The sequence below is a fragment of the Paenibacillus sp. SAFN-117 genome (genome assembly GCF_051966115.1).
GTDB classification, from domain to species: domain Bacteria; phylum Bacillota; class Bacilli; order Paenibacillales; family NBRC-103111; genus Paenibacillus_L; species Paenibacillus_L residui.
Genome location: NZ_JBQCLK010000024.1, coordinates 1 through 16,866, shown reverse-complemented (window position 1 = coordinate 16,866; position 16,866 = coordinate 1). Strand labels below are relative to the sequence as shown.

Annotated in this window: 14 protein-coding genes; 10 read left to right on the top strand and 4 right to left on the bottom strand. The window is 49.0% G+C overall.

Annotation, left to right across the window (positions count from 1 at the left end):
• Nucleotides 1–103 precede the first annotated feature (103 nt).
• The 4 genes from ACTHRH_RS16085 to ACTHRH_RS16070 all read right to left on the bottom strand — a co-directional run bounded on the left by ACTHRH_RS16085 (nucleotide 104) and on the right by ACTHRH_RS16070 (nucleotide 5,131).
• Nucleotides 104–2,617, bottom strand: coding sequence for an ABC transporter permease (locus ACTHRH_RS16085; RefSeq protein ID WP_379287336.1), 2,514 nt, complete (start codon nucleotides 2,615–2,617; stop codon nucleotides 104–106).
• 6 nt (nucleotides 2,618–2,623) lie between these two features.
• Complete coding sequence (locus tag ACTHRH_RS16080) at nucleotides 2,624–3,310, bottom strand: ABC transporter ATP-binding protein (RefSeq protein WP_150959646.1); 687 nt, start codon at nucleotides 3,308–3,310, stop codon at nucleotides 2,624–2,626.
• A 106-nt stretch (nucleotides 3,311–3,416) separates the two neighbouring features.
• Nucleotides 3,417–4,448 (bottom strand): sensor histidine kinase, encoded by a 1,032-nt coding sequence (locus ACTHRH_RS16075; RefSeq protein ID WP_379287334.1) that lies wholly within the window; start codon nucleotides 4,446–4,448, stop codon nucleotides 3,417–3,419.
• A complete protein-coding gene (locus ACTHRH_RS16070) occupies nucleotides 4,445–5,131 on the bottom strand; it encodes a response regulator transcription factor (RefSeq protein WP_440416522.1) in 687 nt (228 codons plus the stop codon). The genes ACTHRH_RS16075 and ACTHRH_RS16070 overlap by 4 nt, the downstream gene beginning before the upstream one ends.
• Before the next feature lie 428 nt (nucleotides 5,132–5,559).
• Between ACTHRH_RS16070 and ACTHRH_RS16065 the strand changes: the two genes are divergently transcribed.
• The 10 genes from ACTHRH_RS16065 (at nucleotide 5,560) to ACTHRH_RS16020 (ending at nucleotide 16,034) form a co-directional block, all read left to right on the top strand.
• Nucleotides 5,560–6,300: a ClpP family protease gene (locus tag ACTHRH_RS16065; RefSeq protein WP_144933052.1), complete on the top strand. Its 741-nt coding sequence runs from the start codon at nucleotides 5,560–5,562 to the stop codon at nucleotides 6,298–6,300.
• Entirely contained in the window at nucleotides 6,297–6,530 is a 234-nt protein-coding gene (locus ACTHRH_RS16060; RefSeq protein ID WP_144933049.1) for a YlzJ-like family protein, read from the top strand. The genes ACTHRH_RS16065 and ACTHRH_RS16060 overlap by 4 nt, the downstream gene beginning before the upstream one ends.
• Nucleotides 6,531–6,654: 124 nt before the next feature.
• The gene (locus ACTHRH_RS16055) at nucleotides 6,655–9,111 is read left to right on the top strand and encodes an FtsK/SpoIIIE family DNA translocase (RefSeq protein ID WP_379287331.1); all 2,457 of its coding nucleotides are present in this window, start codon (nucleotides 6,655–6,657) and stop codon (nucleotides 9,109–9,111) included.
• Nucleotides 9,112–9,356: 245 nt separating this feature from the next.
• Nucleotides 9,357–10,124 (top strand): spore cortex-lytic enzyme, encoded by a 768-nt coding sequence (gene sleB / locus ACTHRH_RS16050; protein ID WP_379287329.1) that lies wholly within the window; start codon nucleotides 9,357–9,359, stop codon nucleotides 10,122–10,124.
• Between the two features lie 152 nt (nucleotides 10,125–10,276).
• Nucleotides 10,277–11,560, top strand: coding sequence for an EF-P 5-aminopentanol modification-associated protein YfmF (gene yfmF, locus ACTHRH_RS16045; RefSeq protein ID WP_379287327.1), 1,284 nt, complete (start codon nucleotides 10,277–10,279; stop codon nucleotides 11,558–11,560).
• Between the two features lies 1 nt (nucleotide 11,561).
• Nucleotides 11,562–12,848: an EF-P 5-aminopentanol modification-associated protein YfmH gene (gene yfmH, locus ACTHRH_RS16040; protein WP_379287325.1), complete on the top strand. Its 1,287-nt coding sequence runs from the start codon at nucleotides 11,562–11,564 to the stop codon at nucleotides 12,846–12,848.
• On the top strand, nucleotides 12,845–13,597 hold the full coding sequence (gene ymfI / locus ACTHRH_RS16035) for an elongation factor P 5-aminopentanone reductase (protein WP_379287323.1): 753 nt from the start codon (nucleotides 12,845–12,847) through the stop codon (nucleotides 13,595–13,597). Before yfmH ends, ymfI begins: the two co-directional genes overlap by 4 nt.
• Nucleotides 13,598–13,683: 86 nt before the next feature.
• The gene (locus ACTHRH_RS16030; protein ID WP_144933039.1) at nucleotides 13,684–13,938 is read left to right on the top strand and encodes a DUF3243 domain-containing protein; all 255 of its coding nucleotides are present in this window, start codon (nucleotides 13,684–13,686) and stop codon (nucleotides 13,936–13,938) included.
• A gap of 280 nt (nucleotides 13,939–14,218) precedes the next feature.
• Nucleotides 14,219–14,989 (top strand): DUF3388 domain-containing protein, encoded by a 771-nt coding sequence (locus ACTHRH_RS16025; RefSeq protein ID WP_144933037.1) that lies wholly within the window; start codon nucleotides 14,219–14,221, stop codon nucleotides 14,987–14,989.
• 31 nt (nucleotides 14,990–15,020) lie between these two features.
• Nucleotides 15,021–16,034, top strand: coding sequence for a helix-turn-helix domain-containing protein (locus ACTHRH_RS16020; RefSeq protein ID WP_150959650.1), 1,014 nt, complete (start codon nucleotides 15,021–15,023; stop codon nucleotides 16,032–16,034).
• Nucleotides 16,035–16,866 lie beyond the last annotated feature (832 nt).

Below are 16,866 nucleotides of genomic sequence, written 5' to 3'. Positions count from 1 at the left end.
GCCGAAAGGCTTTTATTGATTATGCCGCAGCGTTTTCCACGTGGTGCGGACATTCGTATATAGGGGACGAGAATGGGGAGAGGCCGTGCGACCTGAATATTTTTTACTCCGCCTCCCGCAATCTTTCCACGATTGTAGACCTCGACAGCCATTGGTAAGCAGCCAAAGTAACGATCAATGAGATTACGGCAAACAGAGGAAGTACGGCGGCGATGGGCATGATATTCATTTGAAATTCCGTATAAGCCATGTTTTCCGATATCTCCTTGGCAATCCGGTAGGTTAAATACATTCCTGCGGTTCCCACTATCGCGCTTGTAAACAAAACGATGTAAAGTCCTTCATAAGCCAGCATTTTCTTTAGCTGTTTCTTGGACATGCCGATGCTTTCCAGCACGGCAAATTCATTCCTGCGGGAGAATACTCCGGTTATAACCGTATTGACAAAGTTAAGCAGGCCAATCAATGCGATAATGATACTCAAGCCGTAACCGACGGTCTGAAAGATGCGGATGAACCCCTCCATTTCTTCCCTATAATCCTCCCTGGATTTCATAATCAAATCCAACGGGTCCGTAATGGTCTGTACAGCGTGTTCCACTTGCTCCAGAACGGCGGGATCCGCGTGAAGAGTAACGGAAAGTATTTGAGGATCGGCTACGGATTTGGCAAACTCTTCTGCCGGTAAATATACGTTGAAGCCTCCGCTTCTGAAAATTTGGGTACCCGCTGCGTAAAGCGCATCCGTCTTCAGAACGGCCATCACCTGATAGCTTTTTTCCATACTATCCAGCTTGATCAGGTCACCCGGATTGAAGTAGCTGATATACTGATCCTCCCCAAGCAGTGCTTCCGAGATCAGAACATAGTCTCCGGATTCGAACTTATCCCGGTCGAACGTACCGGACACGATATCCCCATGCTGAACAACTTCATACCATCCGCTGTCGATTCCGTGAACTTGCAGACCTACAGCACCCTGATTCAAAATTGAGGTAAAGACAGGGATGTCCGGATCCTCCGAAGCCGCTAAAGGCTTCAATACCGACAGAATCGATTCATTTAGCTTTAAAGCATCATCTTTGTAATAAACTTTATCTAATCTTTCCACTCCATGGATTGCCCTTAGCGCATTGCTGACATCCTCCGTAAGCGTTAAGTTAGCCAGTGGGAGCCTTCTGTCGCCCGGAGAAGCTTCTTTTACCACGAAATCCCCCGTTATGAACGTATTCAAGTATTTGTTGACGTTCAGCGATGAAACTACGGTGTAGATTATGCTGAAAAGTATGATACCGAGCGACAGGGAGGACAGCATAAGGAATAGCTTTTTCTTATGCCGCAGCAGATTGCTCATCGACATTTTGGACAGCTTCACCCCGTTCCGGGAGCGCTTGCTTCGCTTTCGGCGGATTCCCTCGTTCATACCGGAGAACTTGACAGCCTCCACAGGCGATATTCTCGCCGCGGTTCTGCCGGGCTTGCCGGCCGCCATCCGGACCGTTATATAGGAAAACAATGCTGCGCCCAGGAAAATAAACGGGCTAACCGAATAAGAAGCTTCCACAGATGAGAAGGAGGTCATCATCGGCGTCAACCAGAGCCCAATTCCGTAGCCAATGGCAAGTCCAATAGGCAGGCCCGCCGCATACAACAGGTTTGCTTGGAGCGAGATTATTCTTTTTAGCTGCCGGGGAGTAGTTCCAATCGTTTTCAAGAGACCGTAAAACTTTATGTCGCGGACAACCGAGATGTGGAATATATTATAGATCAGCAAATAACCGCTCAGCATAATAATCAGAACCAGGCCGGCCAACGGCAGCCCATTCATAATATTTTCAGATAGAGAAACGCTGGAATAGGCCCAGTTTACGCCATAAGACGCGTTCACTTTGGAATCGGACAACACTTCCTTGATCTTCTTCTCTATGTCCCAAGCGTTGTTAAACATGACATTAAGGCTGATCGTATGACTATAAGTTCCCGTTCGTCTGGATTCTTCGGGGTCGATATGGGAGAGATTCTTCTGCACGAAGAGCTCCGATACGAGGGCCAGTCCCGCCATCGCCACATACTGTTCCGCCTCGTAGTAACCGGATAATACGAAGTCCTTGGACATTTTCTGACCGTGGATGTCGAGATCGAGCCGGATGTTTACCCCTACCTGAGGAGGGACCCCAAGCAAATCCAAGGTCCAAGTATTCAGGGCAATTTCATTTTCACCCGATGGAAGGCCGCCTTCCAAAAATTCTATAAAGCTATGTTTGGCCGTACTTTCATCGATATGATGAATTTCCACATTTGCTCCTTTGAGCTGATCGTCTATGGCATGACCAACGACGACGGATCTGCCGTATTGCTTGATGGAAGGATGCCGAATCAGCTTCTCTGCTTCATCCGGCGTAAGATATTTAAATACCCCATGGAAATCGCTTCCCACCGTTTTCATAAGCGCGCGTTCCATCGATTTATTAATGCTGAAGCCCATTGTAAAAACTGACGTAATCAGCAGCGTCGTCAGCACTATCGCACATATGACGACGAGGTTTCGCAGCCGGTTCGCCCGCAAGCTTTGCTTGGCGATATGGAATACCGTTCTCCCATTATTGGTTCGAAGCATACCGGCTCACCCCCCGCTGGTGTCGGATCGGCTAACGATTCTGCCGTCCTCGATCCGGATTACCCTGTCCGCCGTTTGTGCGATCTCTTCATTGTGGGTAATCATCACCATCGTCTGATTAAACTTGTCGCTCATCTGTTTCATGAGGATAAGAACTTCCTGGCTTGTTTTGCTGTCCAAATTCCCGGTAGGTTCATCGGCCAACAGAATGGACGGTTTCGTTGCCAATGCTCGCGCGATAGCCACTCTTTGCTGCTGCCCGCCGGACAGGCTGGAAGGGAGGCTGTGGATCTTCTCCCTAAGCCCGAGCGCTCCAATGATATGATCGATATACGGTTCATCCACTCTGGCGCCGTCCAGTTCAATAGGAAGCACAATGTTTTCGTATACATTCAGAATGGGAATCAAATTATAGCTCTGAAAAACAAACCCGACCGATCTTCGCCGGAAAATGGTCAGATTCTCGTCGTTCATGCTGAAAATATCGTTCCCGTCCACGTAAACCTTGCCTTCCGTGGCCCGATCCAGCCCGCCCAGCAAATGAAGCAGAGTACTCTTGCCGCTGCCGCTGGTACCGACGATGGCGACAAATTCCCCCTTCTCAACGGTCAGGGAAACGCCGTCGAGAGCCTTTACGACCGGATGTCCTTTACCGTAATATTTTTTCAAATGATCAACTCGCAGGACCGACAAAGCTTTCATCTCCCCCAAAAATAGTCTGTACGAAGAGTACAGACTATTTATAACAGATCAATCTGACATTCCGGTGTCTGAAAAATAACACATTAGACACAATCTCTTAATTTACGGGTAAAAACACGGAAAAAACCGATCCCTCTCCCGGCTTGGAGGAGGCTTTGATATATCCGCCCTGGGATGTGACGATTTCCCTGGCCAAGTATAAGCCGATTCCTACGCCTTCATTTACAGGCGTCTTTGCGCATCTATAAAATCGTTGAAAAACCAGGTTCAGCTCGCTTTCCGCGATTCCGATCCCGTGGTCGGCGATATTAATACGGGTGAACATTTCACCGGCTTTGACCGAGATTAAAATTTGTTCCCCATTGTTGCTGTACTTGACTGCGTTATCCAGAATGTTAAACAGGGCTTCACCAGTCCACTTCGGATCATGGCTGGCCGCCGTTGTCGGATCGCAGGATACCCCGATCCTTATCTTCCTGGCCTCCGCCTCGGCATAAACCTGTGATACGGCAGCCATGACCGTTGGCAGCACCGGATGAGCTCCTGCCCGGATGGCAATAACGCCTGTCTCCAGCCGCGACATTTTGATCAGAGACTGGATCAGCCAATTCAGCTTTTCCGACTGCGTCTTGATTTGGGCTACCAAGTAACGGCTGCTCTCATCGGGCAATGGTTGTTCCTCCAGTAATTGGGTATACAAATGGATGTTGGAGAGGGGGGTTTTCGTTTGATGGGAAATGTCCGAAATCAGTCCCTGGATTTTATTTTTCTCAGCTTCTTTATTCTGCTCATGGGCCCTGGACATATCAATATAGCGGGTCAATTTGTTTTCCAGCGATGACAGATTCGTCTCCGCATAGCCCGTTATCCGCCTCCGGCCGCTTATGGCCCCGTCCACGATATCATCAACCGTCCGGATCACGGCCTTCACCTGTGATCGAAGAACCCAAACGAGGGCACCTGCCATTAAGAGCAGAGCAGCGCCGAAGCCGATGGTCAGCCATCCCGTCATTCCTTCAAATTCGGTCATATACAGCATCCCGAGCGAATATCCGATAGTCAAGATGAGAAAAGAAGACAAGAAAAAGATATAAATTCGTTTAAACTTGAGTTCCCGATAATGGTTCATGTCCGGTTCCCCTCAGACCATATGTATCCTAACCCATACACCGTCTTAATGTATTTTGGCGATGAAGGTTCTTCTTCAATTTTCGCGAGCAATCTTTTAACCGTGACCGTTAATGCGTTCTCATCCACAAATTCCGCCTCATGAGTCCATACTTTGTCCATGATCTGCTCCCTGGTCAGAATAATTCCCCGATTCGCCACAAGCACTTTTAACAGCTTCTGTTCGGTACGGCTCAATAGTAAGGGCTGCCCGTGTTTCCGGAAATCCATTTTCCCGAAATCGAACGAAAGATGATCTATCGTCCATTGATCCTCATTCTGCGGCTCCATTCTTCTGAGCACCGCCATAACCCTTGCGCGCAGCACCATCAAACTGAACGGTTTCGTAATATAGTCGTCCCCGCCGAGTTCAAAGCCGGTTACGATATCCGCCTCGAGATCGTTTGCGGTCAGAAAGATAATCGGAACCCGTGATCTCCGGCGTACTTGTTCACAGAAATCCAGGCCGCTGCCGTCCGGGAGATTTACGTCGAGAATAATTAAATCGATAGGTTCCTCCAACAGCAATTTGTTCGCTGCCGCCAGATCATAAGCTTGGCGGATCGCAATTCCGTCCCGGGCGAGCGTAAGCATGATTCCTTTATTTAAACTGATATCGTCTTCTACGATTAGGATTGTTTTCATAGGGAAGTCAACCTCCTTCTTAGATAGGTTGCAAAGAAAGAAAAACACCGCTTCATACAGTAAGGTCAGAAAGCTTGGCTGCACCACCACTCTGAAGAGGTTTCCTTCAAATGATAGAGCAAACCGTGATGAAGAATCAACCTTCCCAATGGAAAAATCAGTCATTATGGCCTGAAATGCCGCGGTCTTTAAATAGCAGGCTGTATGTGAAGAAGCACGGGCCGTCAGCTACTGAATTACAACAAGCTCTCGTCTGCAAGCTGTCCCAAGATGCATGATTGCGACGTTATACACTCATACTAAGTAAAGAGCTATGGCCGGTCCTTTTTTGCAGTGGGCAAGCAGAAGGGAGGCCTTTCTTGGAATCGTTCAATACCGCCGCCATTACTGGAAGTATGAAGGACTAAACATCTGGAGGGAAATATACAGTGGAACCATTCGTAAATCAGGAACCGACACCGGCTGCACCCGTGACTGAGGATCCGAAGAAGAACGCGGCACTGGAAAATATACAACAGCTTGGTCAAACAACAACTCCAACGGTCGAGAGCAACATTTATTGTTTAACGATCATAGGTCAAGTAGAAGGTCATATGATCCTCCCGCCGCAAAACAAAACGACGAAGTATGAGCATCTCATACCTCAACTGGTGGCCGCCGAACAGAATGCTAAAATTGAAGGTATTCTTGTTATCCTTAACACAGTCGGAGGCGACGTAGAAGCGGGATTGGCGATCGCCGAGATGATAGCCACAATATCTAAGCCGACTGTCACTCTCGTTCTCGGAGGGGGGCACAGTATCGGGGTACCGATTGCCGTCTCCTCGGATTACAGCGTCATAGCGGAAACCGCGACGATGACGATCCATCCGATCCGCTTGACAGGAATGGTGATCGGAGTTCCTCAAACCTTCGAGTATTTGGACAAGATGCAGGAGCGGATCATTCAATTCATCACAAGGCATTCGCGAATCAGTGAAGAGAAAATCAAGGAATTAATGTTCAAAACAGGGGAGCTTACCCGCGACATCGGGACAACGGTCATCGGTCAGGATGCAGTTCGGTACGGGCTGATTGATTCTATCGGCGGTATCGGAGAGGCGCTGCAGCGCCTTAACCAAATGATTGCCGAGCGCAAAGCGCCCAGACAAGAGGTGACGTTCCAATGACCATCCATTCCATTGTTCCTCTGGATCTGGTTATGGAAGGCAGTGAAGAGGCGGATTATTCATTCGAGCAAATTCAAGTTCAAGGTGTGGAAATGCAGGTGCAGCGCCTGAGTGCGAATCAGGCCAAGATTATCCGTCTATTGAGCCCCAATGTGAACGATTATCTGAACCCGGCTTATGCTCCGGGGACAATCATTACCTTCACCCCTTCCGCGTATGAACAGAACTGAAACAGTCTGTTTTAACCGCACCCGGCGACCTGTCCCGGGTGTTGTTTTCTTTGCATTCTTGCGACCGGACAACTATATGTCATTCTTGCCCATTATGATATAATAGGGAACGGAGGTGGCTTAATTGGCAAAAAAAAGAAAGAAAAATGCCGGCACGAAGTTAGCCATCAAGTACGAGCTGTACGGAATAGCGATCCTTATTCTGTCCGTCATCGCCCTTTCTCGTCAAGGATCGGTAGCGCGTGCACTAACCTATTTATTCAGGTTTCTGATCGGGGTGCTTGATTTCGTTATCCCCCTGATCTTTATTTATATTGCCGTATACGTCATGATCAATCGGGCATGGCCGAGAAAGTGGTCCTCCAAGAAGACGGGGCTTAGCCTCATTCTGGCTGGACTGATTATCCTTAACCACATGTCCATGATGACTATCATCGATCCGTTGGGGGATACGTTAAAATCCTCCTATATCATAAGCGAAACCTGGGAGCGCATGGCGGACGGGCTCAGAGGGGCCGAGGATTCGCCCAACATTCTCCACAGGGAAGTCGGCGGAGGGATGATCGGGGCTTTCTTGTATGCCGCCCTCTATTTGCTGTTCGGACTCTGGGGCTCCAAGCTTATCGTCTATGCGTTGTTTGCGGCGGGGATTCTATTGGTGACCGGTATCTCCATGGTCGATCTGTTCAAGAGCTTCAACAAGCGGTTTAGAAACATTGGAGAGCGAATGTTGAAGAGCATTGCCTCCTTATTCACGAAGCGAAAGCTGGTACATAAGCAAGTACCGACCTCCAAGAAGCTCAAGAAGCAGCCTGCTGCTGAGATTTATGATCCGGACGAGGACGAACCCGATGAGGAAACTTTGCCGGACCCGGATTACGAGCAGGAAGAGAAGAAGAAGCCGGTTTTCGTACAACTGCTGACTTCCAAGAAGGATAAGAAGGAAGAGCAGAAACCGGTGAAAATGACCGAGCATTTGCTCGAGGAAAGCCAGAAGGATGAACCGGCCATTCCGATCATCCGGGATTTCCGCGATGAAATTGAGAAGAGCGAATCCCGCAAGCCCGTGGAGGCCGGGAAGAACGAAGAAGAGCAAGCGGATGAAGAGCTGGCGTTCGGCAATGATCCCGATAAAACACCGGGCAAGCCGTATCAGCTTCCGGACTTCGGCCTTCTCTCGAAGCCTGTCGGAATCGGCAAAGGCTCCGATCATATGGACTATAAAGCAAACGCCCGCAAATTGGAAGCGACTCTGGAAAGCTTCGGAGTTCGGGCCAAAGTGCTGGACGTTGTCCGGGGGCCATCGGTAACAAGATATGAGATTCAGCCGGACGTGGGGGTCAAGGTCAGCCGGATTGTCGGGTTGACCGATGATATCGCTTTGGCTCTGGCCGCCAAGGATATCCGCATGGAAGCGCCGATTCCCGGGAAGTCGGCTATAGGGATTGAAGTCCCGAATACGGAAGTTTCTATGGTTACCCTGCGTGAAGTCATGGAGAGCACCGCCTTCTATGAAGCGGACGCCAAGCTATCTATATCTCTGGGAAGAGATATTACCGGCCAGCCGATTGTAGCCAATCTCGCCAAGATGCCGCACTTGCTCGTAGCGGGGGCCACAGGGTCGGGTAAATCCGTATGTATTAACGGTATTATTACAAGCATTCTATTTAAAGCGAAGCCGGATGAAGTGAAGTTTCTGATGATCGACCCTAAAATGGTGGAATTGAATGTATACAACGGAATTCCCCATTTGCTGGCACCCGTCGTCACCGATCCCCGAAGAGCCTCCCTGGCTCTGAAGAAGGTTGTCGTGGAGATGGAGAAGCGCTATGAGCTGTTCTCCAAGACCGGAACCCGCAATATCGAGGGTTATAATGCCTTGATTACCAATAAGGATAATCCGAATCCCGGAGAACCGCTGCCGCTGATCGTGGTCATTGTTGACGAGCTTGCCGATTTGATGATGGTAGCCGCCAACGATGTAGAGGACTCCATCTGCCGGCTGGCGCAGATGGCCAGAGCGGCCGGAATTCACCTGATCATCGCGACCCAGAGACCATCGGTAGACGTTATTACCGGGTTGATTAAAGCCAATATTCCGTCCCGGATCGCTTTCGGAGTCTCCTCGCAGGTTGATTCCAGGACCATTCTAGATATGGCCGGTGCCGAGAAGCTGCTCGGCCGGGGCGACATGCTGTTCATGCCGGTCGGAGCAAGCAAGCCTCTGCGTGTACAAGGCGCGTTCCTGTCCGACCAGGAAGTCGAAGCCGTCGTCACATTCTGCCGCAGCCAAGAGCAGGCCAACTATCAGGAGGAGATGGTGCCGGAGGTGGAGGAGCAGACGGAACAGGAGGAAGTGTTCGAGGACGAGCTGTTCGATCAGGCTGTACAAATTATTGTTGAGGCCAAGCAGGCTTCCGTTTCATTGCTCCAACGCAGAATGCGCATCGGATATACCCGTGCCGCAAGGTTAATCGATACGATGGAAGCCAAGGGGATTGTGGGCCCTTACGAGGGCAGCAAACCGAGAGAAGTTCTGCTTACCTTGGAGCAATTCCAGCAGACCCGGATCAGTTCGTAAACCGTGCGTCCCTTTAACTATGCCATTCCTTGCATAATAAAATAAGTTAACTGAAGCTGCCGGATGACCGGCAGCTTATTTTTTTAAAAACAAGGAATCCGCACTTTCGTCCGTATTCGCTGCTGTTCCCTACTCGTTGTTTTCGGGCCCGACAGGTTCTAGGGCGTCTGTATAGAAGCGGGAAACCTTTCAAATAATAACTTCAACTTGGACTTCAACATCATGAAGAAAGGTTGAGTATGCGAATGAATAAACGGCTTATCGTTATTACTTGCTGTATTCTTGTGGCCTTTTTCTTAACGATGCAATTCAAAGAGAACAAGTCCACTGAAGTGTTCAGCGAGAACCTGATCCGTTACGGCAGTACCGGAGACGACGTTTATGAGCTGCAGGGAAGATTGAAATTTCTAGGTTTTTATCACGGCAACATCGATGGGGATTACGGGTATCTGACTCTCAAAGCGGTCAAGTGGTTCCAAGGCGATTTCGGATTAAAAGTTGACGGGCTGGTGGGACCGAAGACGAAACTGGCGCTTTGGAAAGCGACCAAAAGCTGGAGGCCGACAGCTCCTCAGGCACCGACAGGCGGAGGTGGAGGTGGTGGAGGCGCGGCACCGCCGGCCAATGCCAACCTGCCGGCTTCGTCTCATGGCGGGCTATCCGACAATGATTTGAAGCTGATGGCCAATGCCGTATATGGAGAGGCCCGCGGCGAGCCGTATGTTGGGCAGGTTGCTGTAGCTGCGGTTATTCTTAACCGCCTGAAATCGGCGAGCTTCCCGAATACGATTTCCGGAGTTATTTTCCAGCCCGGGGCCTTCACGGCGGTAGCAGACGGACAAATATGGCTGCAGCCTAACGAAACGGCCAAGAAAGCCGTATTGGATGCCATTAACGGCTGGGACCCTTCCGGGGGCTGCGAATATTATTTCAACCCGGAGACGGCGACCTCTGCCTGGATTTGGACAAGACCGCAGGTGAAAACTATAGGCAAGCATATTTTCTGTAAGTAACTATATCGGAACCTCACCTGATCAGCATAACGGAATGGTTGGAAGCAGCCGGCTTCGGTTGCTTCTTCTCATTCTGTAGGAATATAATGGAATAGACTCAGTATACCTAAGAATATGGTTACGACTACGGAGCAGAAGGGAGCAATGTTGGCATGAGACCATCCAAGTTTGAACGAAGCGAAATTCATTCGATCCGCCTGCACGTCCTGCCGACCGACCGCTTTAAAACCTATGCGATCAGCGCATATATCGGAACACCGCTTGCAGAGGAGACCGTAACCCCGACGGCACTTACGCCGTTTGTGCTGCGGCGGGGGACGCAAGCCTTGCCTGAGACCAAACGCTTTCGTGAGCGGCTGGATGAATTGTATGGGGCCGGGTTCGGCTTTGATATTTATAAACGGGGAGATTACCAAATCGTTCAGTTTCGAATGGACATGATCGAGGATCAATACGTTTCCGGGACAGAGCCTTTATTAAAACAGGCACTTAAATTTTTGACCGAAGCCATTACTCGTCCGGCACTGGAGAACGATCATTTCGTCAGCAAGTATGTAGAATCGGAAAAACAGACCCTTCGCAAAAGAATACAATCCATAATCAATGATAAAATCCGTTATGCCGCGGAAAGATGCCTGGAGGAAATGTGTAAGAACGAGCCTTACCGCCTTCATCCTCTCGGGCAACTGGACAAGTTGGAGAAGCTGGATAAACAATCTCTGTACTCGGCTTACCGGCAGTGGCTGCAAAGCTCTCCGATCGATCTGTATGTGGTCGGAAATACGACGAGCGAGGAAGTTCAATCTATCTTAAGGGAATTGCTGGCTTCCGAACGTTCGGAAAATCCTGCATATGTTACCAAGCCGGCGGCTTGCGGGGACAAGCGGGATGTCAATACGGTAATCGAGAGGCTGGAGGTCGGGCAGGGCAAGCTGAACATGGGGCTGAGAAGCAGCATTACTTATGGGGACGAACGCTATGCCGCCGCCTTGATGTATAACGGGGTGTTGGGAGGATATCCTCATTCCAAACTCTTTATGAACGTACGAGAGAAAGAAAGCCTTGCTTATTACGCCTCCTCCCGCTTGGATGGACATAAGGGAATTATTACGATTCAATCGGGGATTGAAATCAATAATTATGAGAAAGCGGTATCGATTATCCGGGAACAGCTCGACGCGATGGTCAGAGGGGAGATCAGCGATCTGGAACTGTCCCAAACGAAAGCCATGATCGTCAATCAGCTTAAAGAGATCCAGGACTCCGCATACGAGATGATCGGCTTTGATTTCAACAGCGTGCTGTCGGGCAAGGAAAGGTCCATTCCCGAATTGATTGCGGCGGTGGAAGCCGTAACCCCTCAGCAAATCCGTGAAGTGGCCGACGATGTTTGCCTCGATACGATTTACTTCTTGCGCGATAAGGAGGGTGAGTAAGATGGAGACCATCCGCTACGAATCTTTGAATGAAACCTTATACGTTGACCGTCTGGACAATGGATTGACCGTGTATGTTCTGCCCAAAAAGGGTTTTCAAAAAACTTACGCCACGTTTTCTACAAAATATGGCTCGGTCGATAATCATTTTCGCGTCGAAGGGAAGGAAGAAGTGAAGGTGCCCGACGGGATCGCCCACTTCCTGGAGCATAAGATGTTCGAAGAGCCAACCGGAGATATCTTCGCTACCTTTGCATCGCACGGGGCTTCCGCTAATGCTTTTACCAGCTTTGACCGGACCGTCTATCTTTTCTCCGCTACGGGTCATATTAAGGAAAACCTGACCACACTTCTGGATTTCGTGCAGCATCCTTATTTTACGGATGAGAACGTAGAGAAGGAGAAAGGAATTATCGGCCAGGAAATCAAAATGTATCAGGATCAGCCGGACTGGAGAGTTTATTTCGGCCTGATCGAGGCGATGTACCATAATCATCCGGTGCGGATCGATATTGCGGGAACAGTCGAATCCATTGCGGAAATTACGAAGGAAACGCTGTATGAGTGTTATCACACCTTCTATCATCCGAGCAATATGTGCTTGTTTGTCGTGGGCGGAGTAGACCCGGAAGAGGTTATGCAATGGGTTCGCGGCAACCAGCAAGCCAAGACTTTCTCTCCCCAGGGAAGCATTAACCGGCTATTTCCGGCGGAGCCTGCCGAAGTGAAGCAGGAGATGAAGACGACGGTGCTTCCCGTCTCCGAGCCGAAGTGCTTGTTTGGCTTCAAGGAAGTATCCGGTAAGCTCGAAGGGGATGCTTTGCTGCGTAAGGAACTGGTCACAGCCGTCATGATGGACTGCCTGTTCAGCCAAAGCTCGGCAATTTACCAAACGTTGTACGAGGAGAACCTGATCTCCGACAACTTCGGATTCAGTTATAACTGTACTCCCGGATATTCCTTCTCCATGATCGGAGGGGATACCCGCGATCCGGAGGAGCTTCTGTCGAGAGTGAAGCAGCTCTTGACGCCCGTTCTGGAGAAAGGAATAGCGGAAGAAGATTTTGAAAGATGCCGCAGAAAGAAAATGGGCGGATATTTGCGCATGCTTAATTCGCCGGAAGCGATGGCCAACGAATTTACCAGCTATCTGTTCAAAGGAAGCGACTTCTTCACCATTCTGCCTAAATATGAGGCTATGACATTGCAAGAGGTTAATGAACGTCTGCGCGATCATTTCCAATGGGAGCGGATGGCTGTTTCCGTCGTAAGGAATGCACAAGGATGAGCATGAAGCCCTTTCCACAACAAACGGTTCTCGTAACCGGGGCCAGCAGGGGAATCGGCGCCGCCATCGCCGAGCGATTTGCAAGAGAAGGCATGAACATTGTCGTTCATTACCGAAACTCCCATGAAGAGGCTAATGAGGTGGCCAGACGGTGTTTGGAACTCGGGGCCAATGTCGTCACCGCGACGGCCGATCTCAGGTCCAAGGAGCAGCTCATGAGAATGAGGGATAAGCTGGAGAAGCATGGGATGATGCCGGAAATATTGGTCAATAATGCGGGAATAGCCCATTACGGTTTGTTCTCCGAGGTTTCTGAGGACGATTGGGACCATATCATGAGCGTGAATTTGAAAGGGACCTTTCTCTGCACTCAGATGTTTATGGAGGAGATGGTTCGCCGCAAATACGGGCGGATCATCAATGTTTCTTCAGTCTGGGGGATTACCGGGGCTTCCTGCGAAGTCGTCTACTCAACGGCCAAAGGGGGGGTCAATGCAATGACCAAGGCGCTTGCCAAAGAATTGGGCCCTTCCGGGATAACTGTCAATGCGGTAGCTCCAGGAGTAGTTCAAACGGAGATGATGGACCAGTTCAATGAAGAGGAGAAGGCGGCAATAGAGAATGAAATTCCGGCCGGCCGCTTTGCCCAACCGGATGAAATCGCCGCCCTGGTCTATTTTCTGGCCCTTCCGGAGTCAGGCTATATTACCGGACAGATCATCAGCCCTAACGGAGGCTGGTTCACCTGATTACACCGCTATTGGGGAATGAATATTTGTCGCTTAATCTGCAAATATTAGGACTGTCATTTCATTACCCCAAGGAGGAATTCCAGGTGGAAACAACTGTATTGAAATCTATAGAAAAGTGGAAAGAGTTTCTGTCGAATCGTGTCAGCGAAGCAGAAAAAGCAGGGATGAGCGAGGAAACCATCTCCAAGCTTGCTTATCAGATTGGCGGATTTCTTGCGGATAAGATCGACCCCAAGAACAATGAAGAACGCATGCTCAAGGAGCTGTGGGATGTGGCCGACACTAACGAGCAGCAAATGATCGCAAAGCTGATGATCAAGTGGGTAAAAGAGTCCTGACAAAAGCAAAAAAAATGCCTCCTTTTTTGGAGGTTTTTCTTTTGCAACCATGGTATACTTATAGTAAAGTTTTTAAATTTTGACAAAGTAAATTAGGGGATAGAGAAGGAAAATGACGAAATTTGTAGAATTAGGATATCGAAGCAGGAAATAAGCCTTATTTTTTTGCTGCTTTTGGAGGATTGGCAATTGAATATTCGTCAATTTCTATTGGGGCAATCCCAGAATTTATATAAGCAACCGGTAAAACACCTTACTTCTAAATTGGGGGAGGCGCGGTTTGGCAGTGAAGCAGTGGTATATGGAATACAAAATACATAAAAACCGCCCCGGTTTGCTGGGGGACATCGCTTCCTTAATGGGAATGCTTGATATCAATATTTTGACAATCAACGGGGTCGAGGACCGGACCCGGGGAATGCTTCTGCAAACGAATGACGATGATGATGATAAAATAGAAGTTATGGGTAAAATGTTAAAAAAGGTGGACAATATTACGATCAATGCCCTTCGCACTCCGAGGCTTGTTGACCTGCTGGCTGTCAGACACGGTCGGTACCCGGAGAGAGATTCGGATGATAAGAAGACCTTCCGATTCACCCGCGACGAGCTGGGGCTTCTGGTTGATTTTCTGGGAGAGCTTTTTAAGAGGGACGGCAATCAGGTCATCGGTTTAAGAGGCATGCCCAGAGTCGGCAAGACGGAGTCGATCATTGCCGGCAGTGTCTGTTCAAACAAGAGATGGACTATCGTGTCTTCGACGCTGCTCAAGCAGACGATGCGCAGCCATTTGTCGGCCGGTGAGCTGAATCCCGATCATATTTATATTATGGACGGAATTGTGTCTACGATGCGGGCCTCGGACGAGCATCGGATGCTCGTGCAGGAAATTATGGCGATGCCCTCCACGAAGGTCATTGAGCATCCCGACATTTTTATAAAGCACTCTCCGTTCGACTATGATCTTTTTGACGTGATTATTGAACTGAGACATGAACCCGGCGAAGAAATCAATTATGACGTAGTTAACTCCGGATACGGGGATTTTTGACTAAAGGCTGAAATAGTCAGGAGGTGAATGTGTGCAAGAGCTGGGCCAAATTCTGAAGAAGCAAAGACTGGAACAAGGAATATCACTGGAAGACTTGCAGGAAACGACGAAAATCCGTAAGCGTTATCTGGAAGCGATCGAGGAAGGGAATTACAAGGTGCTTCCCGGTAATTTTTATGTCCGCGCCTTTATCAAAAACTATGCGGAAGCGGTCGGACTGGATCCTAACGAATTGCTCAAGCTGTACAGCAATGTCCTTCCGCCGACGGAACCGGAAACGGCGATCGAGACGGTCACCCGCAGCAGGGCCAGCGCCAAAACGGGAGACGGTTGGGGGAAATGGGTTACCGGGATTATGCTGTGGGCATTTCTGATTCTGATTCTTTTCCTGATATGGTTCTTCGTTAACAAGTACCACGTTGCCGGAAATGATCTGGAGGAGCCTGACAAGCATAAAATTACCGATAGGCATACCTCCGAAATCAATAACCCGGACGCAACAGCCACCCCTTCGCCCGGTTCTTCTGTGCAGCCATCGGTCGCTCCATCACCGACCCCCACACCGCAGCCCGTGGTCGAGCTTGTCAAGAGTGAGGGCGGAGTGGATTATTATCAAATAAACGGAACGGACAAAATAAACCTGGAATTGACGGTAACCGGAAAGAGATGCTGGATCGGACTCGATGCTTTGCCTGAGAAGAAATCGATAGACTCGGGAATTTTGGAGAACGGCGCCAGCAAAACCTGGGAGCTTACCGAGCCTGTGTATCTAAATTTAGGGGCGCCTAATGCCGTAGAGCTTAAGGTGAATGGAGTGTCCATTAATGTTGGAGACCAGCCGAACCCTAAACGATTTCAATTCGAATTCGCCGAGAAGAGTGAAAGCGGAGCTGCCCAGGGCGATTCAAAGAATGCTGGCAAAGATGAAGTCAAGAATGATACCAAGAATGCCGACAAAGATGGTACCAAGACTGATGCCAAGAATACTGACAAGAATGGTACCAAGACTGATGCCAAGAATACTGACAAGAATGATGCCCGTTAGCTGACGGATTTCTTCTTCTCCCAAAGGATAGGCCGGTTAGTTCAACCCAATAGAACGAGTTGGGAGAATTGCGGGTGTACACCGGCTAGGTTTTCATCAGGTTGGGGACGGGATCAAGCCTTATGCGGCCGGAGGCATGGGATTGCGCCCGATCGAATACGGGATCGCCCATCTTGTGTTTGGATGTTTGGATTTCGTACGCCACCCATTTAAAGCCGATAGGAAGAAGATATTTTTTAGCAAAGGAACAATATGTCCCTGCGGAGGCAGGGATTTTTCTTTCGAAATCTATGTTTCAAAGCGCTGCACTTCAATTAAGTTTCCTGCCGCCATGAAATTTTTTAACTCAACTTCCGCAGAGCGAAACCATCGATTTAAAGGTTTAATATGCCTGGTGGAATATAAGTTTGGATATAAATGTTGCACAAATAGAAACCCGTTGGTTCTAATGGGTTTGGGCAAATTGAAGGGAATGGTGGAAAGTGATCAAAGTAAATGGAAGAATTACATTTAGAATCAAGGTTTTTTGTTGATAACGCCTATTTTTACAAACTAGCTGTAGTTGTTCCATTTAGACCCCCATGCCTCTGACCGCGGCACCATCAGATGATGAAAATGGATGGATTTTTAAGGCAGAATAGAGTTGAATTGCTTCAATAGTGTGAAAATTGAAAACTAAATGGATTTCATACAGTTAGATTTCTATGCTCGGAAGAAATATGGAAACTAACTGGAAAACCTACAGCTAGTTTGCACCAAAACAGCCGTTTCGCCCAAAGTTGCCCATTTTAACTGTAGTTTATCCAGTTAGTTTGATCATTTTCGCCCATTC